Annotated in this window: 30 protein-coding genes; 23 read left to right on the top strand and 7 right to left on the bottom strand. The window is 61.2% G+C overall.

Annotated elements, in window-relative coordinates; translation table 11 throughout:
* The first annotated feature begins 25 nt into the window (after positions 1 to 25).
* The 6 genes from HDE79_RS15990 to HDE79_RS15965 all read left to right on the top strand — a co-directional run bounded on the left by HDE79_RS15990 (position 26) and on the right by HDE79_RS15965 (position 6,646).
* Positions 26 to 1,021, top strand: a complete 996-nt coding sequence (locus HDE79_RS15990; protein ID WP_184603248.1) for a D-glycerate dehydrogenase — start codon at positions 26 to 28, stop codon at positions 1,019 to 1,021.
* Between the two features lie 128 nt (positions 1,022 to 1,149).
* Positions 1,150 to 2,181 (top strand): aspartate-semialdehyde dehydrogenase, encoded by a 1,032-nt coding sequence (locus tag HDE79_RS15985; protein WP_184603246.1) that lies wholly within the window; start codon positions 1,150 to 1,152, stop codon positions 2,179 to 2,181.
* A complete protein-coding gene (locus HDE79_RS22020) occupies positions 2,181 to 2,513 on the top strand; it encodes a hypothetical protein (protein WP_255488455.1) in 333 nt (110 codons plus the stop codon). Before HDE79_RS15985 ends, HDE79_RS22020 begins: the two co-directional genes overlap by 1 nt.
* Before the next feature lie 168 nt (positions 2,514 to 2,681).
* Positions 2,682 to 5,063: a FimV/HubP family polar landmark protein gene (locus tag HDE79_RS15975; protein ID WP_184603241.1), complete on the top strand. Its 2,382-nt coding sequence runs from the start codon at positions 2,682 to 2,684 to the stop codon at positions 5,061 to 5,063.
* Positions 5,064 to 5,222: 159 nt separating this feature from the next.
* Positions 5,223 to 6,020 carry a tRNA pseudouridine(38-40) synthase TruA gene (gene truA, locus HDE79_RS15970; RefSeq protein ID WP_184603239.1) on the top strand — a complete coding sequence of 266 codons (798 nt, stop codon included), beginning with the start codon at positions 5,223 to 5,225 and terminating at the stop codon, positions 6,018 to 6,020.
* A complete protein-coding gene (locus HDE79_RS15965; RefSeq protein ID WP_184603238.1) occupies positions 6,017 to 6,646 on the top strand; it encodes a phosphoribosylanthranilate isomerase in 630 nt (209 codons plus the stop codon). The genes truA and HDE79_RS15965 overlap by 4 nt, the downstream gene beginning before the upstream one ends.
* Here the strand turns inward: HDE79_RS15965 and HDE79_RS15960 are convergent.
* Positions 6,633 to 7,544 carry a LysR family transcriptional regulator gene (locus HDE79_RS15960; protein ID WP_184603236.1) on the bottom strand — a complete coding sequence of 304 codons (912 nt, stop codon included), beginning with the start codon at positions 7,542 to 7,544 and terminating at the stop codon, positions 6,633 to 6,635. The genes HDE79_RS15965 and HDE79_RS15960 overlap by 14 nt on opposite strands.
* A gap of 127 nt (positions 7,545 to 7,671) precedes the next feature.
* On the opposite strand from HDE79_RS15960, the gene trpB reads away from it, so the two are divergent.
* From trpB to accD, 3 genes are read left to right on the top strand one after another with little or no spacing between them, the layout of a single operon-like run.
* On the top strand, positions 7,672 to 8,883 hold the full coding sequence (gene trpB, locus HDE79_RS15955; RefSeq protein WP_184603234.1) for a tryptophan synthase subunit beta: 1,212 nt from the start codon (positions 7,672 to 7,674) through the stop codon (positions 8,881 to 8,883).
* Complete coding sequence (gene trpA, locus HDE79_RS15950; protein WP_184603232.1) at positions 8,880 to 9,680, top strand: tryptophan synthase subunit alpha; 801 nt, start codon at positions 8,880 to 8,882, stop codon at positions 9,678 to 9,680. Before trpB ends, trpA begins: the two co-directional genes overlap by 4 nt.
* Positions 9,681 to 9,726: 46 nt before the next feature.
* Complete coding sequence (accD, locus tag HDE79_RS15945; protein WP_184603231.1) at positions 9,727 to 10,596, top strand: acetyl-CoA carboxylase, carboxyltransferase subunit beta; 870 nt, start codon at positions 9,727 to 9,729, stop codon at positions 10,594 to 10,596.
* 277 nt (positions 10,597 to 10,873) lie between these two features.
* On the opposite strand, the gene HDE79_RS15940 is transcribed toward accD, so the two are convergent.
* Both HDE79_RS15940 and HDE79_RS15935 read right to left on the bottom strand, forming a co-directional pair.
* Complete coding sequence (locus HDE79_RS15940; RefSeq protein WP_184603229.1) at positions 10,874 to 11,458, bottom strand: phosphatase PAP2 family protein; 585 nt, start codon at positions 11,456 to 11,458, stop codon at positions 10,874 to 10,876.
* On the bottom strand, positions 11,427 to 12,587 hold the full coding sequence (locus HDE79_RS15935) for a glycosyltransferase family 1 protein (RefSeq protein ID WP_184603227.1): 1,161 nt from the start codon (positions 12,585 to 12,587) through the stop codon (positions 11,427 to 11,429). Before HDE79_RS15935 ends, HDE79_RS15940 begins: the two co-directional genes overlap by 32 nt.
* 158 nt (positions 12,588 to 12,745) lie before the next feature.
* Here HDE79_RS15935 and HDE79_RS15930 point away from each other — a divergent pair, with 158 nt between their 5' ends.
* Positions 12,746 to 13,186, top strand: coding sequence for a DUF4399 domain-containing protein (locus HDE79_RS15930; protein ID WP_184603225.1), 441 nt, complete (start codon positions 12,746 to 12,748; stop codon positions 13,184 to 13,186).
* Positions 13,187 to 13,229: 43 nt separating this feature from the next.
* Here HDE79_RS15930 and HDE79_RS15925 read toward each other — a convergent pair whose 3' ends face one another.
* Positions 13,230 to 13,967 carry a transporter gene (locus HDE79_RS15925; protein WP_255488454.1) on the bottom strand — a complete coding sequence of 246 codons (738 nt, stop codon included), beginning with the start codon at positions 13,965 to 13,967 and terminating at the stop codon, positions 13,230 to 13,232.
* Between the two features lie 141 nt (positions 13,968 to 14,108).
* Between HDE79_RS15925 and gltX the strand changes: the two genes are divergently transcribed.
* From gltX to HDE79_RS15895, 6 genes are all read left to right on the top strand, one after another.
* Positions 14,109 to 15,509 (top strand): glutamate--tRNA ligase, encoded by a 1,401-nt coding sequence (gene gltX, locus HDE79_RS15920; RefSeq protein WP_184603221.1) that lies wholly within the window; start codon positions 14,109 to 14,111, stop codon positions 15,507 to 15,509.
* A 37-nt stretch (positions 15,510 to 15,546) separates the two neighbouring features.
* Complete coding sequence (locus HDE79_RS15915; RefSeq protein ID WP_184603219.1) at positions 15,547 to 15,822, top strand: hypothetical protein; 276 nt, start codon at positions 15,547 to 15,549, stop codon at positions 15,820 to 15,822.
* Between the two features lie 60 nt (positions 15,823 to 15,882).
* Positions 15,883 to 16,368 (top strand): transcriptional repressor, encoded by a 486-nt coding sequence (locus HDE79_RS15910; RefSeq protein ID WP_184603217.1) that lies wholly within the window; start codon positions 15,883 to 15,885, stop codon positions 16,366 to 16,368.
* Between the two features lie 109 nt (positions 16,369 to 16,477).
* Positions 16,478 to 16,915 (top strand): MerC domain-containing protein, encoded by a 438-nt coding sequence (locus HDE79_RS15905; RefSeq protein WP_184603215.1) that lies wholly within the window; start codon positions 16,478 to 16,480, stop codon positions 16,913 to 16,915.
* 93 nt (positions 16,916 to 17,008) lie between these two features.
* On the top strand, positions 17,009 to 17,992 hold the full coding sequence (locus HDE79_RS15900; RefSeq protein ID WP_184603214.1) for a cation diffusion facilitator family transporter: 984 nt from the start codon (positions 17,009 to 17,011) through the stop codon (positions 17,990 to 17,992).
* A 68-nt stretch (positions 17,993 to 18,060) separates the two neighbouring features.
* Complete coding sequence (locus tag HDE79_RS15895; protein ID WP_184603212.1) at positions 18,061 to 18,222, top strand: 30S ribosomal protein THX; 162 nt, start codon at positions 18,061 to 18,063, stop codon at positions 18,220 to 18,222.
* A gap of 143 nt (positions 18,223 to 18,365) precedes the next feature.
* Here the strand turns inward: HDE79_RS15895 and HDE79_RS15890 are convergent, their stop codons facing one another.
* Positions 18,366 to 18,527, bottom strand: coding sequence for a hypothetical protein (locus HDE79_RS15890; protein ID WP_184603210.1), 162 nt, complete (start codon positions 18,525 to 18,527; stop codon positions 18,366 to 18,368).
* A gap of 36 nt (positions 18,528 to 18,563) precedes the next feature.
* Positions 18,564 to 19,925 carry an MFS transporter gene (locus HDE79_RS15885; protein WP_184603208.1) on the bottom strand — a complete coding sequence of 454 codons (1,362 nt, stop codon included), beginning with the start codon at positions 19,923 to 19,925 and terminating at the stop codon, positions 18,564 to 18,566.
* Positions 19,926 to 20,044: 119 nt separating this feature from the next.
* Here HDE79_RS15885 and HDE79_RS15880 point away from each other — a divergent pair, with 119 nt between their 5' ends.
* Positions 20,045 to 20,761 carry a helix-turn-helix transcriptional regulator gene (locus tag HDE79_RS15880; protein ID WP_184603207.1) on the top strand — a complete coding sequence of 239 codons (717 nt, stop codon included), beginning with the start codon at positions 20,045 to 20,047 and terminating at the stop codon, positions 20,759 to 20,761.
* An 89-nt stretch (positions 20,762 to 20,850) separates the two neighbouring features.
* Here HDE79_RS15880 and HDE79_RS15875 read toward each other — a convergent pair whose 3' ends face one another.
* Positions 20,851 to 21,027 (bottom strand): hypothetical protein, encoded by a 177-nt coding sequence (locus HDE79_RS15875; protein ID WP_184603205.1) that lies wholly within the window; start codon positions 21,025 to 21,027, stop codon positions 20,851 to 20,853.
* Between the two features lie 161 nt (positions 21,028 to 21,188).
* Between HDE79_RS15875 and HDE79_RS15870 the strand changes: the two genes are divergently transcribed.
* The 6 genes from HDE79_RS15870 (at position 21,189) to hisH (ending at position 26,593) form a co-directional block, all read left to right on the top strand.
* Positions 21,189 to 21,527: a YerC/YecD family TrpR-related protein gene (locus tag HDE79_RS15870; protein WP_184603203.1), complete on the top strand. Its 339-nt coding sequence runs from the start codon at positions 21,189 to 21,191 to the stop codon at positions 21,525 to 21,527.
* Positions 21,524 to 22,417: an ATP phosphoribosyltransferase gene (gene hisG / locus HDE79_RS15865; protein ID WP_184603202.1), complete on the top strand. Its 894-nt coding sequence runs from the start codon at positions 21,524 to 21,526 to the stop codon at positions 22,415 to 22,417. The genes HDE79_RS15870 and hisG overlap by 4 nt, the downstream gene beginning before the upstream one ends.
* A 129-nt stretch (positions 22,418 to 22,546) precedes the next feature.
* Positions 22,547 to 23,869, top strand: coding sequence for a histidinol dehydrogenase (gene hisD, locus HDE79_RS15860; protein ID WP_184603655.1), 1,323 nt, complete (start codon positions 22,547 to 22,549; stop codon positions 23,867 to 23,869).
* The gene (gene hisC / locus HDE79_RS15855; protein WP_184603200.1) at positions 23,866 to 24,942 is read left to right on the top strand and encodes a histidinol-phosphate transaminase; all 1,077 of its coding nucleotides are present in this window, start codon (positions 23,866 to 23,868) and stop codon (positions 24,940 to 24,942) included. Before hisD ends, hisC begins: the two co-directional genes overlap by 4 nt.
* On the top strand, positions 24,939 to 26,003 hold the full coding sequence (gene hisB, locus HDE79_RS15850) for a bifunctional histidinol-phosphatase/imidazoleglycerol-phosphate dehydratase HisB (protein ID WP_184603198.1): 1,065 nt from the start codon (positions 24,939 to 24,941) through the stop codon (positions 26,001 to 26,003). Before hisC ends, hisB begins: the two co-directional genes overlap by 4 nt.
* The gene (gene hisH, locus HDE79_RS15845) at positions 26,003 to 26,593 is read left to right on the top strand and encodes an imidazole glycerol phosphate synthase subunit HisH (RefSeq protein ID WP_184603196.1); all 591 of its coding nucleotides are present in this window, start codon (positions 26,003 to 26,005) and stop codon (positions 26,591 to 26,593) included. Before hisB ends, hisH begins: the two co-directional genes overlap by 1 nt.
* Positions 26,594 to 26,603 lie beyond the last annotated feature (10 nt).

Raw genomic sequence — 26,603 nt, 5'->3', positions numbered from 1 at the left:
GGGCTATTGAGGAGGCATTTGCTGGATGAGCAAGCGGCAACGCGTGTGGATATCTCGGCCACTTTTCCCCGATATCGTGACCAGGCTCGAACAATATTTCGACGTCGTGGCAGAGACGGTCGACCAGAAACGCTCGGCCGAACAGCTGAAAGGCACGCTTGCCGATTTCGATGGCGCCATAGTGGGCGGTAGCGATCGCGTGGATGCCTCGGTGCTCGACGGCAATCGGCGATTGAAGGCCATCGCCAACCTGGGCGTTGGTTACAACAATCTGGATATTCCCGCGCTGACTCAGTCTGGCGTGCTTGCGTGCAATACACCCGGGGTGCTCGACGAGAGCGTGGCCGATTACGCCTGGGCATTGATGCTGGCCGCCTCGCGTCGCGTCGGTGCAGCCGAACGCTGGCTGCGCGCGGGGCAGTGGAATGGCATGCGCTTTGACGATTGGCTTGGTGTCGACGTACACGGCAAGACGTTGGGCATCCTCGGCATGGGCCGGATCGGTCAAGCGATTGCGCGACGTGCGGCGGGCTTTGGTATGCCGGTGATTTATCACAACCGTCATCGCCTGCCGGCCGATATCGAGGAAGCCTGCAAGGCGCGATATGTTGAAAAGTCCACGCTGTTGCGTGAGTCCGATCATCTGATCCTGGTGCTGCCATTCACTTCGGAAAACCGGCACGTTATCGGTGCCCTGGAGCTGGCGCTGATGAAACCGCAAGCCGTGCTGGTCAACATCGCGCGCGGTGGCATCGTCGATGATGTGGCGCTGGCCGCAGCGCTGCGTGAGGGCCGACTGGCGGCTGCGGGGCTGGACGTATTCGAAGGTGAGCCGGCGGTGCACCCCGATTTACTGGCGCTCGAGAATGCCGTGCTCAGCCCGCATCTTGGCAGCGCGACCGAAGAAACGCGCCACGCAATGGCCACACTGGCAGCCGACAATCTGATCGCGGCGCTAGGCCACGGACTGCAGGCAGGGCATCCACCAAGCCCGATCAATACCGAAGTGTTGGGAAAGTGATGAGACACGTAGCCGTCCAAACGCCCACTCGTATATTCTGCGACGACGGTTTGGATGGATCTGCGTTTTATCGGCCATCAATTTTTATATCGAACCTCTCGTGAACTGGAATCGCAGGTAAAAGATCAGTGAGTAAAAAGAGCAGTTACAAAGTGGCAATGGTCGGTGCGACGGGCGCCGTCGGTGAAACGTTGCTGGCGATTCTGGCCAGCCGTGATTTTCCGGTCAGCGAGCTGGTGCCCTTGGCGAGCGAGCGATCTGCCGGTGGCAAAGTCACGTATGCAGGCCAAGAGGTGACGGTTCAGCTGCTCGATACCTACGATTTCACGGGGGTCGATATCGCGTTCTTCTCGGCCGGCGGTTCGGTCAGCCGCGAGCACGCGCCACGTGCGGCAGCGGCCGGTGCCGTGGTGATCGACAATACTTCGGAGTTTCGCTACGACGATGACGTGCCGCTGGTGATCAGCGAGGTCAATCCGCATGCCATTGCTGACTACACGCGCCGCGGCATCATAGCTAACCCCAACTGCTCGACCATGCAGATGCTGGTGGCGCTGGCACCGATTCATCGTGCGGTGCAGATCGAGCGGATCAACGTGGCGACGTACCAGTCGGTGTCAGGTGCCGGTCGTCAGGGCATGGAGGAGCTTGGCCGGCAGACCGCTGCGCTGCTGAATTTCCAAAGCGTCGACCCGGGCAAGAAATTCCCGGCACAGATCGCGTTCAATGTCATCCCGCAGATCGACGAGTTTCAGCCGAATGGTTACACCAAGGAAGAAATGAAGCTGGTCTGGGAGACCCGTAAAATTCTGGAAGATGAGTCGATCCAGGTCAATCCGACCGCGGTTCGCGTGCCGGTGTTTTACGGTCACTCCGAGGCGGTGCATATCGAGACGACCGACAAGATCACCGCCGAGCAGGCGCGTGAACTGTTGCAACAGGCCGAAGGTGTGGTGTTGATGGACGAGCGCAAGCCGGGCGGTTATCCGACGCCGGTGGGGGAGGCCGCCGGCAACGACGCCGTATACGTCGGGCGTATCCGCGAGGATATTTCGCACGAACGCGGCCTGGATCTATGGATTGTCTCGGACAATATCCGCAAGGGTGCGGCACTCAACGCCGTGCAGATTGCCGAAAAGTTGATCGAGGATTACCTGTGATGGCAGGTGTGGTCGGAGTGCGCGATTGGAAAGTCGCTGGTCTGGTTTTGCTGATGGTTTCGTCCGCCGCCTGGGCTGGCGGCGGTCAGGGGCAGGCGCACCAGACCCATTCTGCCGCAGCAACGCAGGCGTCGTTGGCACAGGCCAAACAGCAGCTTGAGCAGCAGCAGGCCCAGGTCAGGCAGTTGCAGGACACGGTGGCGAAGCAGGAATCGGACAGCAAGCAAGCCAGTCAACGCCTGCAGCAGCAGGATCAAACCATTGCCAAAATGCAGCAGGAGTTGCAGGAGTTGCAGGCGTTGCACACAAAACCGGCGGTTGGACATCGCTGAAGTGTGCTGTAGAGCGAGAACGAACTACAGGAATGTACTGCAAGTGGTCGTTTCAGCTATTGTTGATTGGCATGCATGTAACTAAAGTGGCTCCGCGTCTGGAGCGTTCGCCGCCGCGATGGCGACTTTAATCTAGTGGCGTTAAGAGTCGTTCGGGGGAACACGCAAATGAATCGTTCGTTGAAGTTGTCGATGCTGGTGGCGCTGGCGCTGGGTAGTAGCCAGGTGCTGGCGCTGGACATGGGTCAGATCCAGGTCAAATCGGCGTTGTGGCAGCCACTGCTGGCTGAAATCCCGATCAATGCTGCCACTCCGGCGGATTTGAAGGGGCTGACTGCGCAACTGGCCTCGAACGAGGACTTTGCCCGGGCTGGCATCGTGGGTGGGCGACCTACCGTGCCGCTGAGTTTCAGCGTCGTCACCAACGGCGGCCGATCGGTCATCCGCATTACCAGCACGGTAGCGGTGAACGACCCCTATCTCGATCTGTTGATCGAAGTGGATGGCCACGCGGGCAAAAGCGTTCGCGAGTTTGCCATTCTGCTTGATCCACCCAATTCGCAGCCGGGCAGTGCGGTGGCTGCAGCATCCCAGCCATCAACGCATTTGGCGTCAAGCCATCCGGCGCGCAGCACTGCCGCGACATCTTCGGCAACTGAAACTGCAGCCCCCCGACCGAGGCGCCCTGCAGCCGAACCGAAAACAGAGTCGGCCTCAGCCACCGCCGACAAGGGCAAGTATGGCCCGGTCGAGAGCGGGCAAACGTTGTCGGCGATTGCGCGCAGCACGGCGCCGGGCTCCGGCGTGAGCATGAACCAGATGCTGATCGCGCTGAAACAGGCCAATCCGGATGCGTTCTATCGCGACAATATCAATGCGCTAAAGCGCGGCGCCATTTTGCGTATTCCCACCACTTCCGAGGCACAGACGCTAGCCGCCGCCGCCGCCATCGCCGAAGTGCAGCGGCAGAACAGCGACTGGCGTGCCGGCCGGGTCGGCAAATCCACCGCCGTGGCAGATGCGGCAACGCGTTCGTCCAGTGCACCGACCTCGACGGCAAACAGTACAGCCGATCGTCTGGCACTCGTATCCGCCAGTGATCAGCAGGGTTCAGCCGACCAGGGTGGCAGGGCGGGTGGCAAGGGCGATAAAGCGACGTCCGGCTTGCGTCAGGATCTGCAGCGCACGCAAGAAAGCCTGGCCAGCGCCCAGCAGCAGAGCACGGATCTGAAAACGCGCCTGCAGGATTTGAACGATATCAACAGCAAGAACGAGCATCTGTTGTCCCTCAAGGACAGCGAGATAGCCGATCTGCAGAACAAGCTTGCCGCCGCGCGCAAGGCGGCGGGTTTGCCGGCACAGTCAGCGCCCGTTATCGCGGCCGCCGCGAGTGCTCCGGCCGTAGCGGCAACTCCGGTGACGAAGCCGATAGCCACGACGACGGTGGCTGCTGCTGGCACGGCTGCGGCACCGGTCTCGGCAACGTCCACTGCCGGCGCCGCGCCGGTCGCATCAAGCTCCGTGAAATCGATCGCGACGCCAGTGGTTGCAGCCAGCGCTCCCGTGGCAGTCAAACCCGTACCGGTGATCAAGCCTAGCCCTGCGCCCGTAGTAAACGACGAGCCTTGGTATACGCAGGCGTGGGCTGCAGGCGCTGGTGCGATTGTGCTGTTGATCCTGCTGGCCTTGCTGGGGCGCCGGCGCAAGGCATCCTCCCCGGTCGGGCAGTCATCGTCCTCGTTGGCTGACCGTTTCGGCTCGGAGTCGATCGGGCACGACCCGAGTGACATCGATCAGAACGAGTTGCTGGACCAGTTGGCCGAACATCCTGACGATATCGACCTGCATCTGGAGCTGGTTACGCTGTATTACTCGCGTCGCGATGTCGATCACTTCGAAGCGGCTGCTGAAGCGATGCATGCGCATATCACCGATACCGATCAGGATGAATGGCAGGACGTTCTGCACATGGGCGAGGATCTCGCGCCGGGCCATCCGCTCTTCGATCACCACGTCGAGTTGCCGCCGCACGAAATGAACGAAGCGCGTCGTGCGTTCGACCTCGATCACTATGCGTCTGATGCAGCGCTGCCAGAAGTTGAGGCGCCTGCGACGAAAGTCCCGCCGGCGATGCCACCATTGCCATCTTCCAAGACGGTCAGTGAGTACCATTTCAATTTCGATTTGACTACGCCCGGTCGCGTGAACCCACCCGGTGGCGAACCGGAAACCGGCAAGCCGGTTGCTCCGCCCAGTGCGTCGGATTCGCATGCTGAGCTTTCTTCCGCGGATCCGGTCAAACCAGGCTCAAGCTGGCAGTTCGAGGAGCCGGTTGTAGCGCACAGGGACAGCGCGCACGACAGCAGCAGGGCTCATGATGGCCTGGATGATTTCAACGATGATCCGGTCGATACCAAACTCGATCTGGCCCGTGCCTATGTCGACATGGGCGATGCCGACGGCGCTCGCGCCATGCTCGATGAAGTGATCAAGGAAGGTACGCAAATTCAGCAGGATGTCGCCAAGCGGTTGCTGGAAACGCTGGGCTGACCTTTCACGATACGTAACGCACTCACTGTCGGGCCGGCCTTTGCCGGCCCGACTTTATTGGCGGCCGCCGACCAGGGATGGTCCAGTGTCGCGAGCGCAGGATGCGCAGGAGCGACCTGCTAATCTTGTCCGTCATTTATCGAGCTTGTACCGAACGTCATGCGCATCGCCCTTGGCATCGAATACGACGGCACTGACTTCTGCGGCTGGCAGCGGCTGAAAACCGATGCCAGTGTCCAGGCAAGTGTGGAGCGGGCGCTATCAAAGGTCGCCGCCCATCCGGTCGAGATCAGCTGCGCGGGGCGCACGGATGCCGGCGTGCACGGTCGCTGCCAGGTCGTGCACTTCGATACCGAGGCGCGGCGTGATATGCGTGGCTGGATGCTAGGCGTGTCTTCCAATTTGCCTGATAGCGTGGCGGTGCTTTGGGCGCAACCGGTGGCGGCAGAGTTCCACGCGCGCTATGCCGCGCGCAGCCGGCGTTACCGTTATCACATCCTCAATCGACCGGTGCGCGCGGCGCTGGATGCCCGCTATGTGACCTGGGAGCGTCTGCCACTCGATGCCGAATTGATGCACAAGGCCGCGCAGGGATTGTGCGGCGAGCACGACTTCAGCGCATTTCGCGCACTGTCGTGCCAGGCCGCGCATCCGCGCCGCACGGTGCTGGAGGTGAGCGTGCGGCGTGAAGGCGAACAGTTGTTTGTCGATATCGAGGCGAATGCATTTCTGCATCACATGGTGCGGAATATTGTGGGTTCATTGCTGCTCATTGGCCGTGGCGAAAAGCCGGTGGGATGGATGGCCGAGCTGCTGGCTGGCTGCGATCGTCACCTGGCCGGCCCAACGGCACCGGCATCCGGTCTTACCTTTCTGGGGCCGCGTTATCCCGTCCACTGGGGTTTGCCGGCCGAAGTCTGTTTGCCCGAACCACGCTTGATCGAGGTTGCCTCATGACGCGCATCAAATGTTGCGGCATGACCCGCGTAGAAGATGCGCTGCTTGCCGCCACCCTCGGGGCAGATGCGATCGGCCTGGTGTTTACCTCGCGCAGCAAACGCTGCGTGTCGATCGCCCAGGCGAAAGCGATACGTCAGGCGCTGCCGCCGTTCGTCGATACCGTGGCCTTGTTCATGGATGACGAGGAGGCCTATGTGGAAGACGTCATCGCCGCGGTGCAGCCCGAGCTGTTGCAGTTCCACGGTGACGAGCACGATGCCTGGTGTGGGCAATTCGGGCGCCGTTACCTGAAGGCTATTGCGATGGGTGCGGGTGCGGCGGCCCTGCCGCGTCTGCGTGACTATCCCGGCGCTGCCGGGTTGTTGCTGGATGGCCATGGTCTTGGCGAGGCCGGGGGCAGCGGCAAGGCCTTCGATTGGACACTGATGCCGAAGGATCTGGCACAGCCGCTGATTCTCGCGGGCGGTCTCACTCAGGACAACGTGGCGGAGGCCGTGCGCATCGCGCGGCCGTGGGCGGTGGATGTCGCCAGCGGTGTCGAATCGGCACCGGGCATCAAGGATGCCGCCAAGCTCAGGGCTTTTATTCAGGCCATACGCCAGGATGCTTTTACGGCAAGCTAGGCCGGTCGCTGGCCAGGGCTTGGCGCAGCCAGTTCGCCAGAGCGTCGAGGCGCTTGTCATTGCCGCGCCGTGGCGCGGCGAGAATCCACGATGCTGTGGTCTGCTGAAACCCCCAGGGCGCGAGCAGACGACCGGCGACGAGATCGTCAGCGACCAGTTGTCGTGGTGCGATGGCGACGCCGAGCCCGGCTACCGCGGCTTCCAGCAGATAGTAAAGATGGGCGAAGCCCTGGCCGTAATGCAGCGAATCGAACGCGATGCCTTCGGCTTGAGCCCAGTCCGGCCAGGCCTGGGGGCGTGAGGTGGTGTGTAACAGCAGTTCCTGTTGCAGCACGCTTGAAGGCTGCGTCTGCAGAGGCACCATGCCGGCATAGCGGGGGCTGACCACCGGACCGATCCACTCCGGCGCCAGTTCGTACACCTGCCAGGCAACAGGGAACGGCGGGCTGGCCAGCATCAGTGCGGCGCCCAAACTGCTCAAAGCGGGCGAGAAGGGTTCTTCCTGGGCGGCCAGATGCAGTTTCAACTCAGGCAGGTCGCGACCGAGCTGATCGAGACGGGGTATCACCCAACGGGCCAGCAGGCTGCCAGGGCAGGCCAGCACAAAGGGTGCCTGTTCGCTTCCACGGCGCAGGCTGGCCCAGCCATCCCGCAAGCGCTCGAAGGCATCGGTGGCGTTGTCGCGCAGTTGCTCACCGGCCGAGGTCAGGCCGAGTCCACGACCCTGGCGGACGAACAAGGGCTGGCCAACAGCGTCCTCCAGGGCGTGAAGCTGTCGGCTGACCGCGCCGTGCGTGACATGCAGCTCCTGCGCAGCGCGGCTCACGCTTTCCAGCCTGGCGGTGGCCTCGAAGGCCCGCAAGGCATTCAGTGGTGGCAGGTCGCGGATGGTCTTCATGTGAGTTTTTCTGACATGTAGTAGCGATCTTATCGCTTTTCCGGATGCTTCGTTCGCGATAACTTAGGGCTCGCCCGCCTCATCGATGGCATCGGCTCGATAACAGCTTTTCGCACAGGAAACCCGCATGACGATTCCCCAGGACTACCATCGCTGGCCTGATGAACACGGGCGCTTTGGCAATTACGGCGGCAGCTATGTCGCCGAGACCCTGATGGCGCCGCTGGCCGAATTGACCGAGGCCTACCTGCGCCTGCGCGAAGATCCCGACTTCATCGCCGAGCTGGACCGCGACCTCAAGTACTACGTGGGCCGTCCCAGCCCGATCTATCACGCAGAACGGTTGTCGAAACACGTCGGTGGCGCGCAGATATTGCTCAAGCGCGAAGATCTCAATCACACCGGCGCGCACAAAATCAACAACACCATCGGCCAGGCCCTGGTCGCCAAGCGCATGGGCAAGCCGCGCATCATCGCCGAGACCGGCGCCGGCCAGCACGGAGTGGCCAGCGCCACAGTGGCGGCGCGCTTCGGCTTGAAGTGCGTGGTGTACATGGGCGCGGTGGATATCGAGCGACAGAAGATCAACGTCTACCGCATGAAACTGCTCGGTGCTGAGGTGGTGCCGGTGACGTCCGGCTCGAAGACCTTGAAGGACGCGCTGAATGAAGCGATGCGCGACTGGGTCACCAATGTGGCCGACACCTTCTACATCATCGGCACCGTGGCTGGTCCGCATCCGTATCCGATGATGGTGCGCGACTTCAACGCGATCGTGGGCCGTGAGGCGCGCGAGCAGATGCTAGAGCAGTACGGCCGTCTGCCTGATGTGCTGACCGCTTGCGTCGGTGGCGGTTCTAACGCAATTGGCCTGTTCCACGCCTTCCTCAACGACGCCGATGTGCGCATCGTGGGGGCGGAGGCGGCAGGCGAGGGTATCGAGACGGGACACCACGCCGCCTCGCTGGCCGCGGGCCGCCCGGGCGTGTTGCACGGTAACCGTACTTATGTACTGTGCGACGACAACGGCCAGATCACCGAGACGCATTCGGTCTCTGCCGGGCTCGACTATCCCGGCGTCGGTCCCGAGCACGCCTTTCTCAAGGATGCCGGCCGCGCCGAGTACGTCGGCGTGACCGATGACGAGGCGCTGGAGGCGTTCCATCTGCTGGCGCGCACCGAGGGCATCCTCGCCGCATTGGAGTCCAGCCACGCCGTGGCACAGGCGGTGAAGCTGGCCCGCGAGATGCCGAAAGATCGGCTGGTGCTGTGCAACTTGTCCGGTCGCGGCGACAAGGATGTGCATACGATCGCTGCCCGCGAAGGAGTGCAGGTATGAGCCGCATCGACCGTCGTTTCGCCGCGCTGAAAGCCGCTGGCCGTACTGGCTTGATTCCCTTCGTCACCGCTGGTGATCCTGCTCCCCAGCACACGGTGGCGCTGATGCATGCCCTGGTCGATGTCGGTGCCGATCTGATCGAGTTGGGTGTGCCGTTTTCCGATCCGATGGCCGATGGCCCGGTGATCCAGCACGCCAGCGAGCGAGCCATTGCCAAGGGTGTGGGACTGGCGGACGTGCTGGCCTGTGTCGCCGCCTTCCGCCAGCGCGATGCCGATACGCCGGTGGTGCTGATGGGGTATCTCAATCCGGTGGAGATTCACGGCTACGCGCGCTTCGCGCAGGAGGCCGTTGCCGCCGGTGTGGACGGCGTTCTGCTGGTCGATTGCCCGCTGGAAGAGTCCGCCGTGTTGGCACCGCTCAAGGCGGCGGGTTTGCAGCAGATCCTGTTGGCGGCGCCGACCACTGCACCCGAGCGTATGGCGCGGTTGTGCGGGATGGCTGAGGGTTTCCTGTACTATGTGTCGTTTGCTGGCATCACTGGTGCGGGTCACTTGAGTACCGGGGATATCGCCGCCCGCGTGGCGGATATCCGGGCCCGTGCCAAGGCGCCGGTGGCGGTAGGCTTCGGGGTGCGCGATGCGCAAAGCGCCAAGGCCATCGCCGGGTTTGCCGATGCGGTAGTGATAGGCAGCGCGCTGGTCGAGCGGTTGGCGGGGGCCACGGAAGCGGATGACATCGCCCACCGTGTGCATGGTTTCCTGCAACCGATTCGCGCCGCGCTCGATACACACTGAAACGGTTTCCTGGCCGTTTCGGGTCAGGAACGTTTGAGGTGATGCGATGAACTGGCTGCAAAAAATCATGAACCCGCGGACCCGCAAGTCGCAGCCGAATCCCGGCAAGGGTTCGGTGCCCGAAGGCGTGTGGGAAAAATGCGGCGGTTGCGGCAGCGTGCTGTATCGGCCCGAGCTCGAGCTGAACCTGATGGTCTGCCCCAAGTGCGGTCACCATGGTTATATCGAGGCCCGCACGCGCTTGCAGGCTCTATTCGATGAAGGTTCTGGCGAAGAACTCTGGGCGAGCATGGAGCCCACCGACCCGCTGAAATTTCGCGATACCAAAAAGTATCGTGATCGCATCGTCGCCATGCAGAAAAAGACTGGCGAAAAAGATTCGCTGCTCGTCATGCGTGGCATGTTGAAGGCCCGGCCAATGGTCGCCTGCGCTTTCGAATACGCGTTTATCGGCGGCTCGATGGGCTCGGTCGGTGGTGAAAAATTTGCGCGTGCAGGCGAGCTTGCGCTGAAAGAGCGCGCGCCTTTGGTGTGTTTTGCCGCCAGCGGCGGCATGCGCATGCAGGAAGGACTGTTCTCGCTGATGCAGATGGCCAAGGCCGCCGCTGTGCTGGCGCGTTTGCGCGATGCCGGCGTGCCGTTTATTTCGGTACTGACTGATCCGACCACCGGCGGCGTATCGGCCAGCTTCGGCATGTTGGGCGACATCAATATCGGTGAGCCGAAGGCGTTGATCGGCTTCGCCGGTCCACGTGTGATCGAGCAGACGGTGCGTGAAACGCTGCCGGAAGGTTTTCAGCGTTCGGAGTTCCTGGTCGATCATGGCGCCATCGACATGATCGTCGACCGTCGCGAGATGCGTGACAAGCTGGCCGGTCTCCTCGGCATTCTTTCCAGCATGCCTCGCGCGGCTTGATCGTCGGTAGCCGCGAGTTTTCCACAGCGATTGTGGAAGGCTTGCGGTAAAGCCTGTGGACAAGCCCTTTTTGTGGTTTATCCATCAAGCACTTGCTACGCGATGCGCAAGTTTTGTCCAGGTTCGTGCAGCGTGCCTTGAAGAAGTTTTCCACAGCGATTGTGGAGCACGATGCTTAAAGCCTGTGGACAACCATGCTATCTGTCTGACTTCAAAGAGACTTATGACGGCGTGCGGAAGTATTGATCAGAGCGGCGTTGACCAGCACAACGAACACTCAAGCCAGCATGGTTAACCACGGCATCAGATACAACGAAGCGGTGCCAAGACCGCAACCGATGCCGATGGCCGCCAGCACGTCACTAGGGTAATGCAGACCGAGGATGACTCGCGAAGCGGCGATCAGTACGGTGAAGCTGACCAGCAGCGGTGCCAGCGACGGAAACCAGCTGATCGCCACGATACTGAAACTCACCGCTTGCAGCGTGTGGCCGGATGGGAAACTGAATTCGTCCAGCGGCGGAACATGCGCGATCACCCCGGGGCACACCCGATACGGACGCGGTCGACGTGTCCAGCGTTTCAGCAATCGATACAGCAGCAATGCGGTGAGCCCGGTAAGCGCCATGTGCAGCGCAGCGAGACGTCCTCGCTCGCCGCCGATGACAGCCAGCATGGCCATCAGCGCATACCAGAACAGGCCATCGCCCAGTCGGCTGATAGCGCCGAAAAAAAGACCTACTGCCCGCCTTGCACCCCAACGATTGGCGGCGATACAGACTCGACCATCCAGCGCAAAGCGTGGACCCATGTTGAGTTCAGGGCTGAGCTCAGGCGTGCGAAACGACGGCAGCAGATTCATGAGTTCTCTCCTCGGCCAGATCACGCAACAGGTTTTCGAAGTCCCGGATCACGGCATCCGGCGAGAGACCGGACATGCCCGCATGTGCAGCGCGTCCCATATGCCGGATCAGGGCGGGATTGCTGCCCAGCTTGGTCGCTGCATCGATGAAAGCCTGGGCGTTGCCCGACTCGATGCGATATCCGTTGACGCCATCGATCAGATGTTCACGTGCGGCACCTTCGGCATAGGCGACCACGGGCAGGCCGGCAGCCAGTGCTTCCAGAATCACATTGCCAAAGGTTTCGCTAAGGCTTGAAAACGGAAACAGATCCGCGCTGGCGTAGTGTCGGGCCAGCGCATCACCGCGCTGCACGCCGGTGAAGATGAAATCCGGATTGGCCGATTGCAGCGCCGCGCGCTCTGGGCCGTCACCTACCCAGACATACCGCGCCTGCGGCACCTGCTGCTGGATAGCGCGAAAGGCCTGCACCATCAGGGCGAGATTTTTCTCTGCGGCGATACGACCGACGTAAAGAACTGCCGGCGTGGACGCATCGACACCCCAGCTGGCGCGCAATGCTTCGTCGCGGTAGCGCGGATGGAACAGCTGCGTATCGACAGCACGTCGCAGCAAGCGCGCATTATCGACGCCCATCGCATGCAGTTCGTCAGCCAGTGCTTCGGTCGGCACCAGTGTGGCGCCAGCGCGTCGATGAAAACGTCGCAGATAGCCGCGCACCAGCGGGGTCAGCAAGCCTACGCCGTAGTGGTCGGCGTAGCTGTCGAAACGCGTATGGAATCCACTGCTCAGGGGAATGCCCATCTGCCTCGCTGTGCGCATCGCCGACCAGCCGAGCGGACCTTCAGTGGCGACATAGATGGCATCGGGTCGCTGCTCCGACCAATGCTGGCGCAAGGTCCGCCCGGCAGGCAGGCCGAAACGCAGGCCAGGGTAGCGGGGTAGGGCACCGCCACGCACACTCAGTACGTCGATGCCGGCTTCGTCGGTATGCGGCTGCTGTTGGCGCGGGCGGACCAAGTCGACGCTATGACCGCGGGCGGCGAGACCGGCGGCGAGGCTGTGCACGGTCAGCGCGACGCCATTGATTTCCGGTGGATAGGTTTCGCTGACGATGCCGATGCGCATGAGCGTACCCCTACTGTGTTGACCCAGCATCGTTGGATCGCGTTGCGACATCGTGGCGGGTTGATGACGCTGTGGTGACTGTAGTGCAGGGCAACAGCGATGTTTTTCGGTACGAGTCACGCTTACACTGGAAACCCTAGCTGCCGTGGAGTGCATCGATGAAACGTGTATTGCTTGCTCTAGCTTTCTCTCTCGCCGGATTTGTCGGCGTCACAATTGCCGCCGATGCTCCTGGCTTGCCAGTCACCAAGGCACCCAGCGGCGCCGAGGTCTACATCATCTCGCCGAAGGACGGCGCCACAGTCGGTGAGAACGTCACCGTGCTGTTTGGTCTCAAGGGCATGGGCGTGGCCCCGGCTGGCGTCGACAAGGAGAAAACCGGTCACCACCACTTGCTGGTCGACGTGAAAGATCTGCCGCCTGCCGGGCAGCCGATTCCCAAAGACGAAACGCATTTGCACTTCGGCGGTGGCCAGACCGAAACCACGCTGAAGCTGACACCCGGCACCCATACCTTGCAGCTTGAAATGGCCGATCAGAACCACATTCCGTTCGACCCTGCGCTGGTGTCGAAGAAGATCACCATCCACGTCAAATGATGTTGGCGCGGTGAATGCGATTTGACGCATTCGCCGCGCTTTATCAGCGACCCAGGTAAATCGATACACCCAGATTGGTCTGCCACTCGGGCGCGTTGCCCGATACCCGATGGTCGAAGCCAGCGTCGATCTGCACGCGCGGGCTGACCAACCATGCCAAGCCGGCGCCGGTTACCGTGCCGCTGCCTTGATCAGGCATGTGCAGAAAAGCGGTTTCCGCATAAAGCGTAAAATTCTTGCTGACGCTGTAATTGTCGCTGAGCGCTACCGTGGTGCTGTCCTTGCCACCAGCGCGAACGTCTTGAAGATAAGCGCCGAGCGAGTTTCGCTCGTCAGCCTGCAGATTGAACTGCGCACCGAGCAGATACTGGTTCTGGTCGTTGCGGAAGTTCTTCGAACCGTTGGTGAATTCGACACTGGCAAGCAGGCCCCAGCTGAAAATCTTGTTCGATGTGGGTGGCGCAAACTTTGCAGCGAAGTTGGTGTCGCCGTGGCCATGACTGCTGTCGTTGATCCCGAGCCCGGTCTGATCCCGTGAAAGGGATGAATACAGATAGTCGTAGGCCGAGCCACCCAGCTGAAGCTCGAACGGGCCACCCACGCCAAGCCGGACCAAGCTGTCGGTTGAGTACATCGAGCTGCTGACGCCATCCTGATGATCGCGACTCCAGTCCGGAAATCCCTGCTCAATGGTGACGTCGCCCGCACCCAGCACTACCGGTGTAAAGCCGTAGCCAGGGCGGTCGTAGCCAGGGTTGTCGGCCAGTGCCGGTGCAGCCATGCCCAACCATCCCGGCATCAGCAGCGACGCGAATAACGCACAGCTCCGATAACGCGCGCGATGTGTTCTGCTTACTCTTCGCCGGTTAGTGCCCCGGTATCGGCTAAAATCCACGCTTTAAGTCCCCAATATTTGAATACGATGACCGTACGCACCCGCTTCGCTCCCAGCCCCACCGGATTTCTGCATATCGGCGGTGCGCGCACCGCACTCTATTGCTGGCTGGAATCACGTCGTCGCGGCGGCGAGTTCGTGCTGCGTATCGAGGATACCGACCGCGAGCGTTCAACCGATGCCGCGGTAAAAGCGATCCTCGATGCGATGCAGTGGCTGGGTCTGAATCACGATGAAGGTCCGTTTTACCAGACCCAGCGGCTTGAGAGATACCGACAGGTCGCTGACGGACTCGTGAAAGCCGGCAAGGCCTACTACGCCTACGAGAGCAAGGATGAGATCGAGGCGATGCGCGAGGCCGCGATGGCCAAGGGTCAGAAGCCTCGCTACAACGGCTACTACCGTGATCGTCAGGAGCCGCTGCGTGACGATCCAAATCGCGTGATCCGTTTCAAGAATCCGATCGAAGGCTCGGTGGTGTTCGACGACAAGGTCAAAGGCCGTATCGAGTGGGCGAATGCGGAGTTGGACGATCTGGTGATCTTTCGCTCCGATGGTTGGCCGACCTACAACTTTGCCGTGGTGGTCGACGATATCGACATGGGCATCACCGAAGTTATCCGCGGCGACGATCACGTCAACAACACACCGCGGCAGATCAATATCTATCACGCGCTCGGCGCCGCCGTGCCTGAATTTGCGCATCTGCCGATGATTCTCGACAAAGAGGGGAAGAAGCTGTCTAAGCGCACCAGCGCGGTCAGCGTGATGGAGTACCGCGACGACGGCTTTCTGCCGCACGCGTTGCTCAATTACCTGGTGCGCCTGGGCTGGTCGCACGGCGATCAGGAAATTTTTTCCACCGACGAAATGATCGCGCTGTTCGACATCGCCGACGTCAACAAGGCGGCCTCGCGCTTCGATACCGAGAAGCTGGCCTGGCTCAATCAGCATTATCTGAAGACGGACGATCCGCAGACGCTGGCATCGGAATTTGAATGGCATCTGGCACGGGCGGGTATCGATACCTCGGGCGGACCAGCACCGGCCGACGTGATCGTGGCCCTGCGCGATCGCGTGCATACCTTCAAGGAAATGGTCGAGAAGGCGAAAATCTGGTACGGCCCCATCGTCGAGTGGGACGACAAGGCGGTTGCCAAGCATCTGAAAAACGATACGGCCGTGGCAGTGCTTGAGCAGGCCAAGGCGTTGCTCACCGATTGCGTGTGGAAGCCGGAGCCGATCCATCAGGTGATCGAACAGATTGCAGTCACGCTCGAACTCGGTATGGGCAAGATCGCGCAGCCTCTGCGCGTGGCGCTGACTGGCAAGCAGGTATCGCCGTCGATCGATCACACGCTTTATCTGACCGGTCGTGCCGAGGCGCTGAAGCGCATTGATGTGGCGATCAGCAAGGCGCAGGGTTAAATGATGGCTGCCATGTCGATGATTCGCTGATATCGGCATGGACGAGCTGCTCGCCAAGGCCTCTCAAGGCGTCGATCCGGATTCGCCAGACGCGTTTTTACATATCTATCTCAACCTGTTGAATCTGATGCCATGGGCAGCCATGTTCTGGTGGAGCGTGGCATTTGTCGTGATCGGTGCCGTGCTGGGCTGGTTGCGTGGCCGAGTGGTGGAAGGCATCGTCTGGTCCGCCACGCTGGGGCCGATCGGCTGGATTGTGATATTGATGAAGCCGGTGCGGCGACCACGTGCCGGGCCACCACCGCTGAAATGAAATAAGCATCGCGGAGGCATCACAGCCGGCGCTGTATGATCAAAAAACGAGGCAAGCCAGATGAGCCATAACGCTACCGACAATCTGCACGCACATCATCCGCATCCACACGATGCAAAGAACTTCGTGCGCGCGGTGGAGCATGCCAGTGAGGAACGCGGGTTGCGTCTGACGCCCTTGCGCAAGGAAGTGCTGGAACTGGTGGCGGCGGCCAACAAGCCAATCAAGGCCTACGATCTGCTCGACCAGCTGCGTGAGCAGCACGGCAACGCGGCTCCCCCAACGGTATACCGCGCACTGGATTTCTTGCTCGAAAATGGCTTCATCCACAAGCTTGAATCGATCAATGCGTTCGTTTCCTGCCATCACCCGGCCGAAGCGCATCAGGTGCCGTTTTTGATCTGCGATAGTTGTTCGAGCGCGCAGGAGGTCTGCGACGAGCGCGTGGCCGATCTGATCGAGGCGCAGGCCAAAGCGCTTGGCTTCAAACCACAGGCGCAGACGCTGGAAGTCCATGGTACTTGCAAGGCTTGCCGCAAAGCCTGAAGCAACAATTCGGGCGCCATCCGTTAGCTATGGCTTTCAGTAATGTTATAAAGTAACATTACTGGACTGTGCACAAGCCGCCCTGCCGGGCGACGCCCAGGACAAGCCTATGAAGTCCGATCAGGCAAGCAAATCCCGTTGGTGGCACGTGGCCGACCGTGTCGGCGCGACAGCTTCTTTTCTCTGCGCCATTCACTGCGCTGCACTGCCTTTTGTTCTGGCACTGCTTCCCTTCATCGGGCTGCAGTTTCTGGCCGATCATCGATTCGAGCGTGGCTTCGTGTTTTTTGCCTGCACGCTCGCATTGTTCGCGCTGATTACCGGTTACCGGCGCCATCAGCGCCCGCTACCGCTGATGCTAGCGATACCAGGGTTGCTGCTGTTGGTTCTTGGCGTGACCTATGGGGAAGGCATCTCGATCATCGTGCACAGCGTGCTGGTAACCATCGGTGGCCTGCTGGTGGCCAGCTCGCACTTCGTCAATCTGCGCAGCGACCGCCGCCGTGGGCACGACGGCCACGTGCACGGGCCGCAATGCGTGCATTGATCTGAATGTAGGGGCTATGCGGTGATTCTTGTTCTTAGTGATTCTTGCTCTTAGTGATTGTGTAACGGCGGTCGTCATTTCTAGCATATGCGTATGAGCATCGCCCAAGACCACTCCCACGATCACGCGCATGACGCGTCTTCCGGCCATGCGCACCATGACCAGGGGATCGACGATATTGGCGATCCCGGCAGCCGTCGCCGCGGCAAGCTGCTGTTTGCCTTTGCGCTGACCACAGTGATGATGATCGCCGAGGTTTTTGGCGGCATATGGTCGGGGTCATTGGCGTTGCTTGCCGATGCGGGCCACATGATGGTCGATTCGCTGGCCTTGCTGCTGGCCTTCGTCGGTGCGTGGATGGCCACCAAGCCGGCCGACGCCCGGCGCAGCTATGGCTACGGACGAATGGAAGTACTGATTGGCTTCGTCAATGCATTGAGCCAGTTCGTGCTAGTTGGCTGGATCATTTACGAGGCGGTTACCCGGCTGATGCATCCCGGCGAGATTCTATCCGGCGTGATGTTTGTGGTGGCGATTCTTGGTTTGTTCGTCAACATGGTGGTGCTGCGCATGTTGCATGGGCATGCGCACGATGACGTCAATCTGGCCGGTGCGAGTCTGCATGTGCTCGGTGATCTGCTGGGCTCCGTGGCGGCCGTATTGGCGGCACTGGCCATTCGCTGGATGGGGTGGCTATGGGCCGACCCGGTTTTGTCGCTGCTGGTGTCGCTGCTGATCCTCAATAGCGCATGGCGGCTGTTGCGCCTGTCGGCGCATATCCTGCTCGAAGGTGTACCTGATGGCATGGACTGCGCGGAAGTGGAAAAGTCCTTGCGCAGTGCGCACCCGTCGATCCGCAATATCCACCATCTGCACGTCTGGCAACTGGCCTCCGGCTCACGCATGGCCACGCTGCATGCCGAGTTGCACGAGCCGGCCGCCAGTGCGTCGGCGCTGCTGGCAATCAACCAGCTGCTGCTGGAGCGTTTCAATATCCAGCATGTGACCGTGCAGATTGATCCGGATGGCGAGTGTTTTGATCAGACGCCTGGCTGCGTGGGGCACGGACATCCCTGATTTTGGTGCTTTGCGCTGGCGCTGCTATGATGCAAGGTCAATCATTCAATCATTCGTAAGGAGTTCCCATGGGTAAGGGCGATCGCAAGACCCGTCGCGGCAAGACCTACCGCGGCAGCTACGGCAATACCCGTGCGCACACCGCTGCCCCGGCTGTCGTCGGTGCCAAGCCGACGGTGACCAAGCCGGTTGCTGCCAAGAAAGCCGCGCCGAAGAAAAAGTCGGCCTGAGTTTTTCGGCCAGCTTTGACGAAAGCCCCCGCCTTTGCGGGGGTTTTTGTTGGTGGGTACGACCCGGAGAGTGCGGTGCGATAGATTTTGGGCGAAACAGGACAACACTTTCGAAGCGTGCTCGATAGCGATCGGAGCAACGCTCAGCCAGGTTGCACGCTGCCCAGCGCCAGCTTGTAGCCCGCCGTACGACGCCAAGTCGGATCGTAACGATCGCGACCTTGCCGTTCTGCATTGCCGCCACCGCCACCGGTTGTGCTCAGGCAGTGGCCGTCAACGCCGACCGGAATAATCGCGCAGGACACGACGCTAGCTATGCGCCCATCCCTCCATATGGCCGATCATGCGGTGGGTACGCCAGTAATGGTCAATCGCCAGATCACCGCAGCTGCAAGAGAAACGGCGGCGGCGATCCACAACGCAGCGTGCATACCGCTCTCGAACGAAGGAGATGTGGCGATCAGCGTGCCGAACACGGCAATACCCAACGCGGCACCGGTTTGTCTGGCTGAGTTGAGTACGCCGGCGGCGATGCCGGCCTGGCTTTTCTCGACCGTTCCCATGGCGGGCGCCGTAGCGGCCGGAGAGATGAAGCCGGCGGCGATGCCGATCGCCGGCATGGACAGCGCGGCGAGCCAGTAAGGCGACGCTGGAGTGAGCAGGGTCAGTCCCAGGAAGCCAAGCATGTAAAGACCGAATGCCGCACACATGGGCCAGCGTTGGCCGTATCTGGCGACGAGAGGGCCCGACAGCATGCTCCCGATCACCATCACTGCGGTCAGCGGCAGAAAAGACAGCCCGGTCCACAACGGCGAATAGCCGTGCACGCGCTGGAAATACAGGCCGAGCAAAAAGGTCAGGCCATAGAACACAAAGGCCGACACCATCGAAATGAGGGTTGAGCCGGAAAAGATGGCGTTCTTGAACAGGGGCAGCGGCAGCATGGGATGTGACCGGCGAGCCTCGATCAACAGAAAAGCCACCCATGCCATGCCGTCGATGGCCATCCCAGTCAGGATCGTTGGCGATCGCCAGCCGAGCCGTGAGCCTTCGATCAGCACGGCGATCAATGCACCCAGTGCAAGCATCGCGGTGATTTGTCCGGCGGGGTCGAACGGCCGTGCGTGCAGTGACCTCTTGTCACGAGGAATGCGGCAAGTTAGCCAGATTCCGGCCACGCCGATCGGTGCGTTGACCAGAAAGATGCTGCGCCAGTCGAACCAGTGAATCAGGATGCCGCCGATCAGGGGGGCAGCCGCCATGGCGACTCCGCCGCAGCCGACCCATACGCCGATCGCCGAGGCACGTTGCTGAGGATGCGGATAGGCATGGTTGATCAGGGTCAGCGAGCACGGTACCAGCATGGCCGCTCCGACACCTTGCAAGGTGCGAGCGGCGATCAGAATCATCAGGTCGGGCGCCAGTCCACAGAGCACCGAGGCGAGGATGAACACGATCAGGCCGGCGAGGTACATATTCCGGGCGCCCCAGCGATCGCCTGAAATGCCGCCGGTCAGCAGCAGGCTTGCAAAAGCCAGGGTATAGGCGCTTACGATCCATTGCAGGCCAGCGATATCGGTTGCCAGGGCCTTGGAGATGCGTTCCAGCGCGACGTTGACGATCGATGCATCCAGCAACACCACGGCGTAGCTGATGCTGGTCGCCGCCAACACTCGACGTTGCAGCATGCTTGTGGCAGACACGGTCACCTTATCCATGACGTCGAGTGTGCACCGATCTTGCTGCTTGATGCTTCGATACTTGACGAAGCATTCGATCCGGCATGGGGTTACGCTGGCGACAGGTTTATCGGGGATCGAGCATGCGCGCACAACCTAATCTCGCTTCTGTCGCTTATCTGATCGCTGATCCGACGCGCGCGACCATGTTGATGACGCTGGTCGACGGACGGGCATGGCCGGCCGGTGAACTGGCCCATGCAGCGGGTGTGACGGCGCAAACGGCCAGCGCGCACCTTGCCAAACTTCTCGCCGGTGGCTTGCTGACAGTCAAGACCGAAGGGCGGCATCGCTACTATCGGTTGGCGGGCTCGCACGTCGCGCTGGCGCTCGAGCATCTCGCCTTGATTGGCACCACAGAACCTGTACGACGACGGTTGCCTGATCCGGAGGCGCGTCATCTGCGTCTGGCTCGTTGCTGCTACGACCACCTAGCCGGGCGGGTGGGAGTGGCAATGACGCGAGGCTTGCAGGAGCGCGGATGGATTGTCGCTGCGGCGGATAAGCGATTCGATGTGACGCCAGCGGGTGTCGTATGGTTTGACCGCATGGGTCTCGATCTGGGCGGCTTGCCGTCGAGCCGGCGTGGAATGGCTCGGCAATGCCTCGATTGGACGGAGCGTGAGTACCACCTTGCCGGTCCGCTCGGGGTGAGATGGATGAGTTTGTTATGTGCGAATGGTTGGCTGCGACGTTCGAAAACGTCTCGTGCCGTCCAGGTCACGCCGAAGGGCTGGGCAGGGTTGAAAGAACAGCTTGGCGTCGATCAAGGTCAGCTCATGCTATCGCCTGAGTCGTGAAGCGCGCGCTCTCAGCCCTGCGGTAGCGAGATGCTCATCTTGAGGTCGGGAAGGGCATAACAACCGCCGTAGCCCGCGCAAGCACTCGTTCAAGCTGCCGAGCGCACTGAGAGCGACGTCGCCTCGCCTCGCGTACGCATCGCCGACAGAATGTCGAGCCCATCAAGTTCGCCTGGCAGCATGCGATCAAGCACGATCTCATCCCACTGTGTTTCGTGGGCAACGGCCATGCCGTATACGGCGTCATAGTTTCTGCCAACGCCCATCAGGGCACGTGTTGTCGCAGGCTGGCATCGGTTTTCTGGCTAGGCGGGACTGCGAAGAGGGAAGCATGGCTGAACGTTGCCTGGCATAGCTATTCCAGTCGTTTGCGAGCTTGGGAAGTGTCATGTACCATTGAACTATTGTATTAATGCATTAGTACGTTATGAAGCGACGATCACTGGATCCGGAGACGCCCGATGCGTCCGCCAAGTTGAGTCTTTGCGAGGCGTTGCTCTCGTTGAAAAGTGCTGACGAGATGAGCGCGTTCCTCGGTGATCTGTGCACGCCGGCGGAACTCGAAGTGCTGGTGGATCGCTGGCGTGTGGTTCCGTATCTGCTGGAAAGTCTTTCGTATCGCGAAATTCACGAGCGCACCGCCGTTAGCATCACTACCATCGGACGCGTGGCGCGCTATCTCAATCAAGGCAACGGCGGTTACCTGGCGGCGGCAGCGCGGGCAGCGCGACGTCAATCGCAGACAGCAAAAAAGGCCAGGGCATGAAACAGCGTGATCGACTACGCATAGCGATGCAGAAATCAGGACGGTTGACTGAGCCGGCGCTGGAGCTGCTCAATCGCTGTGGTCTGAGTTTTCGGCAAAGTCGCGACAAACTGTTCTGCTTCGGCGAAGGTGAGCCGGTCGATCTGTTGCTGGTGCGCGATGACGATATTCCGGGACTGATCGCGCAGGGTGTATGCGATCTGGGCATCGTCGGTCGCAACGTGCTCGACGAGTTTCGACTCACCACTGGTCGTGAAGCCGCGCCACTGGTCGAACTGCGCCCGCTCGGCTTCGGTCGTTGCCGGTTGTCGATCGCTGTGCCGCAGGAGCTGGATTATCAGGGTCCGCAGACGTTGGAAGGCGAACGCATTGCCACCTCCTATCCAGGCCTGCTTGGCGAGTGGCTTCGCACCCATGCGGTAAATGCTGGCGTGGTCACGTTATCCGGTTCGGTCGAAATTGCGCCGAAACTGGGCACCGCCGATGCGATCTGCGATCTGGTGCAGAGCGGTGGAACACTGGTCGCCAATCAGTTGCGCGAAGCCGAAGTGCTGCTGGAGAGCGAAGCCGTGCTGGCTGGTCCCCTGGCTTTGCCGATTGACGAGCGTGGTGACATGTTGGAGCTGCTGCTGAAGCGGTTGGACGGCGTGATCCAGGTGCGCGAGTCGCGACTGCTTCTACTGCAGACTTCGCGCAGTTCGCTGGAGGCGATCACCCGGTTGTTGCCGGGTGGGCCGCAGCCAACGTTGCTGGCCGTTGCCGGGCAGCCGGATCAGCTGATGCTGCAGGCGCTGTGCGCCGGCGAAGTGAGCTGGCGGCAGCTGGAAGAAATCAAGAAGGCCGGAGCGCGCGAGATGTATGTGCTGCCGGTCGAAAAGATGCTGGCCTAGCGTCAGCCTGCTTCAATCAAAAGTCATTCAATCACAAGTCATTCGATCACAAGTCATTCCTGAGTCGTAACCAGCAAGGTTGTCATGAACAAGGCTTTTGCAAATCCGATCGGCATCGATCGTACCGACATGAAGCGTCTGGACTGGAATGCGCTGGACGAAGCCAGTCGCCGCGCTGCGCTGGCTCGCCCGGCGCAATCGCGGGTGGACGATCTGCGCCGTGGCGTCGAGCAGATCATCGCCAGCGTGCGCACGGGCGGCGATACGGCGCTGCTGGAGCTGAGCAAGAAGTATGACCACTGCACGCTGGATGCGATCGAAGTCAGCGAGGCAGAATTCGATGAAGCCGAGACCGCACTCGCTCCAGAGCTGAAGGCGGCGATCCACGAAGCAGCCGAACGTATCGAGATCTTTCATCGCGCTGCCGCACCGCAGCCAGTAGGCGTAGATACTGCGCCCGGCGTGCGGGTGGAACGCGTGCTGCGTCCCATTAGTCGAGTCGGTTTGTATGTGCCGGCGGGCAGCGCACCGCTGCCTTCGACCGCGCTGATGCTGGGCGTGCCAGCAAGTATTGCTGGCTGTCGCGAAGTGGTGATGTGCTCGCCTGCGCGAGCGGACGGTCGCTGCGACGAGGCGGTGCTTTACGTGGCGCGCATCACCGGCGTGCACAAGGTATTCAAACTCGGCGGCGCGCAGGCGATTGCGGCGATGGCTTACGGCACCGCCAGCGTGCCCAAGTGTGACAAGCTGTTTGGCCCGGGCAACTCCTGGGTCACCGAAGCCAAGCTGCAGGTGTCTGGTGATCCCGATGGCGCGGCGATCGATATGCCGGCAGGCCCGTCCGAGGTGCTGGTGATTGCCGATGCCGACGCCAATCCGGCCTTCGTCGCGGCTGATCTGCTGTCGCAAGCCGAGCATGGGCCGGATTCACAAGTGATCCTGCTCAGTCCTTCAGCCGAGATGCTCGACAGAGTTACCGGTGAAGTCGATCGCCAGTGCGCCGCGTTGCCGCGCAATGCGATTGCCGCGCAGGCGCTGGCGCAGAGCCGCCTGATCAAGGTCGATTCGTTGGCGCAGGCGATCGAGGTCAGTAATCGTTATGCGCCGGAGCATTTGATCCTGCAGGTGGCTAAGCCGCGGAACTTGCTCGAGAGCATCGACAGCGCGGGCTCAATCTTTCTTGGCGCGTGGACACCGGAGTCGTTGGGTGATTACTGCAGCGGCAGTAATCACGTGCTGCCAACCTATGGCTATGCGCGCAGCTACAGCGGCGTGTCGGTGGCGAGTTTCCAGAAGCAGATCACCGTGCAGGAAGTGACGCCGGAAGGTCTGCGCGCGATCGGCCCCTGCGCGGCAACGCTCGCGGCGGCCGAGCAGTTGGAAGCGCACCGGCGCGCGGTAACGATGCGTCTGGCCGCGCTGAATGGCGAATCTTCCGAGGGAAAATCATGAGCGTGCTCGATCTCGCACGCCCGGAAATTCGAGCCATGCAGCCGTATTCGTCGGCGCGCATGGAGGCTAGCGATGGACAGATATGGCTCAACGCCAACGAGTCGTCGTGGTTGCCGGAGGGCGATGCCGGGGTTGGCTGCAACCGCTACCCTGAGCCGCAACCATCGGCATTGATCGATACACTGGCCGAGCTCTACGGTGTGCATCGCGAACAGCTGCTGGTCGGTCGCGGCAGCGATGAGGCGATCGATCTGCTGGTGCGGGCATTCTGTCGCGCGGGCCAGGATGCGATCTTGATCCAGCCGCCGACCTTCGGCATGTATTCCGTTTGTGCTCGCATCCAGAATGCGCACGTTGTCGAAGTGGCGTTGAAATCTGATTTCACGCTGGATGTCGATGCGCTGCTGGCGGCGGTGACGCCTGCGGTGAAACTGGTCTTCATTTGCACGCCCAACAACCCTACCGGCCAGATCGTGCTGGGTGCCGACATTGAGCGTCTGGCGCAGACGCTGTCGGGTCGCGCGCTGTTGATCGTGGACGAGGCGTATATCGAATTCTCCGATGCCGATAGCACCATCGAGTTGATCGATCGCCATGAAAATCTCGCCGTACTGCGCACATTGTCCAAGGCGTGGGCACTGGCCGGTGCGCGCATTGGCAGTCTGCTGGCATCGGCTGAAGTGATTACCCTGCTGCGTCGGATCATGGCGCCATATCCGTTGCCTTTGCCTTGCGTAGCGGCTGCACTATCCGCGTTATCGACGGTGGGCCAACAAAGTGCTCGTGAACATCTTGCGGTTATTCGCGAGCAGCGCGATGTCATGCAGAAAGCGCTAGTCAGGCTCGCTGGCGTACGTGAAGTATTGCCGTCCCATGCAAATTTTGTTGCCGTGCGTTTCGACGATCCCGGTGCCGCGTATCAACGCCTGATGGCAGCAGGTATCGTGGTGCGCGATGTACGCCGCTATCCGAATCTGGGTGATGCGCTGCGTATCACCATCGGCACACCACAGGAGAATGCGCGCGTGCTTGATGTACTGAAGGCGACTGCAATTCAGGAGGCACGCGCATGAGCCGCAAGATTCTGTTTGTCGATCGCGACGGTTGCCTGATCGAAGAACCCGCGGACGAGCAGATCGACCGCTTTGAAAAGCTGGCTTTGCTGCCCGGCGTGGTGGCGGCACTGCAGCGCTTCGTGGGGGCTGGCTATCAGCTGGTCATGGTGACGAACCAGGACGGTCTGGGTACGCCCAGCTTTCCGGAAGCCGACTTTATCGGCCCGCAGGAGCTGCTGTTGCGCATACTGGCTTCGCAAGGTATCGGCTTCCATGAAATCCTGATCGACCGCAGTTTTCCGTATGAGCACCTCGATACGCGCAAGCCGGGTATCGGCATGGTGCGTCACTATCTCGCCAGTGACGACTGGAGTCGCGCGGCATCGGCGATGGTCGGTGATCGTGAAACCGATCTGCAGTTCGCGGCGAACCTGGGTGTGCGGGGCTGCCGGGTCGGACCACAAGGCATGACCTGGGATGCCATTGCGCATCAACTGCTCGATGCGCCACGCATAGCCACGGTCGTCCGTAACACCAAGGAAACCCGCATTACCGTCAATGTAGACCTTGATCGCGTCGCCGATCCGAAGGTGCACACTGGTCTGGGCTTTTTCGATCACATGCTGGAACAGATCGGCAAGCACGGCGGCTTTGCACTCGAACTTCAGTGCGATGGCGATACGCATATCGATGAGCACCACACCATCGAGGATTCCGCGCTCGCGCTGGGTCAGGCGCTGAAGCAGGCGCTCGGTGACAAGCGCGGTATTGGGCGCTACGGTTTCACGTTACCGATGGACGAATCGCAGGCGAGCGCGGCATTGGATCTTTCCGGTCGGCCGTACTTGGTGTTCGAAGGCAGCTTTCCGCGCGAACGCGTGGGCGACGTGCCGACCGAACTGGTGCCACATTTTTTCCGTTCGGTCTGCGAAACGCTGGGCGCGAATCTGCATCTCACCGTACAGGGCGAGAACGCACACCACATGGTCGAAGGCTGCTTCAAGGTTTTCGCACGCACCCTGCGCCAGGCACTCCGTCGCGAAGGCAGCGAGTTGCCCAGCACCAAAGGTACGTTGTAATGAGCGTTGTACTGGTCGATGCCGGCGGTACCAATATCGGTTCCGTGCGTTATGCCTTGCAGCGGCTTGGCGTCGATGCCGAGTTGACCGCGGATGCCGAGACGATTCGCGCGGCGGACAAGGTGATTCTTCCCGGTGTCGGCGCCGCCGGCCCGGGTATGGCACGGTTGTGCGAGCTGGGCCTTGTCGACGTGATGCGTGCGCTGACCCAGCCGGTGCTGGGCGTGTGCCTTGGCATGCAGTTGCTGTGCACGGATTCGGAAGAGGGCCACACCGAATGTCTCGGCGTGATTCCCGGCTCGGTGCGACGCTTCACTGAAGCCCCGGGTATACGCGTGCCGCATATGGGCTGGAATCAGCTGGTCGCCCGGCAATCGCATCCGCTGATCGCAGGTTTGGGTGACGACGACAGCGCGTACTTCGTGCACAGCTATGCGGCACCGGCCGGCGAATACAGTCTCGCCACGGCGGACTTCGGTGGAGATTTTTCCGCGGTGATCGCGCGCGACAATTTCCACGGCATGCAGTTTCATCCCGAGCGCTCGGCTGCTCTCGGCGCCAGATTGCTCAAGAATTTCCTCAGCCTGTGAGTACGGATGC

Origin of the sequence: Rhodanobacter sp. MP1X3 (genome assembly GCF_014207165.1) — a bacterium.
Lineage (GTDB): Bacteria > Pseudomonadota > Gammaproteobacteria > Xanthomonadales > Rhodanobacteraceae > Rhodanobacter.
The sequence above is the reverse complement of the archived record's forward strand: the minus strand, read 5'-3'. Positions and strand labels throughout refer to the sequence as shown.

Coding starts and splice junctions, on each gene's coding strand:
- HDE79_RS15935 (WP_184603227.1), bottom strand. CDS start 12,587: ATGCGCATCGGCATCGTCAGCGAAACCTATCCACCGGAAATCAATGGC.
- HDE79_RS15990 (WP_184603248.1), top strand. CDS start 26: ATGAGCAAGCGGCAACGCGTGTGGATATCTCGGCCACTTTTCCCCGAT.
- gltX (WP_184603221.1), top strand. CDS start 14,109: ATGACCGTACGCACCCGCTTCGCTCCCAGCCCCACCGGATTTCTGCAT.
- HDE79_RS15900 (WP_184603214.1), top strand. CDS start 17,009: ATGAGCATCGCCCAAGACCACTCCCACGATCACGCGCATGACGCGTCT.
- HDE79_RS15895 (WP_184603212.1), top strand. CDS start 18,061: ATGGGTAAGGGCGATCGCAAGACCCGTCGCGGCAAGACCTACCGCGGC.
- trpA (WP_184603232.1), top strand. CDS start 8,880: ATGAGCCGCATCGACCGTCGTTTCGCCGCGCTGAAAGCCGCTGGCCGT.
- HDE79_RS15930 (WP_184603225.1), top strand. CDS start 12,746: ATGAAACGTGTATTGCTTGCTCTAGCTTTCTCTCTCGCCGGATTTGTC.
- HDE79_RS15965 (WP_184603238.1), top strand. CDS start 6,017: ATGACGCGCATCAAATGTTGCGGCATGACCCGCGTAGAAGATGCGCTG.
- accD (WP_184603231.1), top strand. CDS start 9,727: ATGAACTGGCTGCAAAAAATCATGAACCCGCGGACCCGCAAGTCGCAG.
- hisH (WP_184603196.1), top strand. CDS start 26,003: ATGAGCGTTGTACTGGTCGATGCCGGCGGTACCAATATCGGTTCCGTG.
- HDE79_RS15960 (WP_184603236.1), bottom strand. CDS start 7,544: ATGAAGACCATCCGCGACCTGCCACCACTGAATGCCTTGCGGGCCTTC.
- trpB (WP_184603234.1), top strand. CDS start 7,672: ATGACGATTCCCCAGGACTACCATCGCTGGCCTGATGAACACGGGCGC.
- hisB (WP_184603198.1), top strand. CDS start 24,939: ATGAGCCGCAAGATTCTGTTTGTCGATCGCGACGGTTGCCTGATCGAA.
- hisG (WP_184603202.1), top strand. CDS start 21,524: ATGAAACAGCGTGATCGACTACGCATAGCGATGCAGAAATCAGGACGG.
- truA (WP_184603239.1), top strand. CDS start 5,223: ATGCGCATCGCCCTTGGCATCGAATACGACGGCACTGACTTCTGCGGC.
- HDE79_RS15905 (WP_184603215.1), top strand. CDS start 16,478: ATGAAGTCCGATCAGGCAAGCAAATCCCGTTGGTGGCACGTGGCCGAC.
- HDE79_RS15975 (WP_184603241.1), top strand. CDS start 2,682: ATGAATCGTTCGTTGAAGTTGTCGATGCTGGTGGCGCTGGCGCTGGGT.
- HDE79_RS15940 (WP_184603229.1), bottom strand. CDS start 11,458: ATGAATCTGCTGCCGTCGTTTCGCACGCCTGAGCTCAGCCCTGAACTC.
- HDE79_RS15880 (WP_184603207.1), top strand. CDS start 20,045: ATGCGCGCACAACCTAATCTCGCTTCTGTCGCTTATCTGATCGCTGAT.
- hisD (WP_184603655.1), top strand. CDS start 22,547: ATGAAGCGTCTGGACTGGAATGCGCTGGACGAAGCCAGTCGCCGCGCT.
- HDE79_RS22020 (WP_255488455.1), top strand. CDS start 2,181: ATGGCAGGTGTGGTCGGAGTGCGCGATTGGAAAGTCGCTGGTCTGGTT.
- HDE79_RS15870 (WP_184603203.1), top strand. CDS start 21,189: ATGAAGCGACGATCACTGGATCCGGAGACGCCCGATGCGTCCGCCAAG.
- HDE79_RS15915 (WP_184603219.1), top strand. CDS start 15,547: ATGGACGAGCTGCTCGCCAAGGCCTCTCAAGGCGTCGATCCGGATTCG.
- hisC (WP_184603200.1), top strand. CDS start 23,866: ATGAGCGTGCTCGATCTCGCACGCCCGGAAATTCGAGCCATGCAGCCG.
- HDE79_RS15925 (WP_255488454.1), bottom strand. CDS start 13,967: ATGGCTGCACCGGCACTGGCCGACAACCCTGGCTACGACCGCCCTGGC.
- HDE79_RS15910 (WP_184603217.1), top strand. CDS start 15,883: ATGAGCCATAACGCTACCGACAATCTGCACGCACATCATCCGCATCCA.
- HDE79_RS15875 (WP_184603205.1), bottom strand. CDS start 21,027: ATGGGCGTTGGCAGAAACTATGACGCCGTATACGGCATGGCCGTTGCC.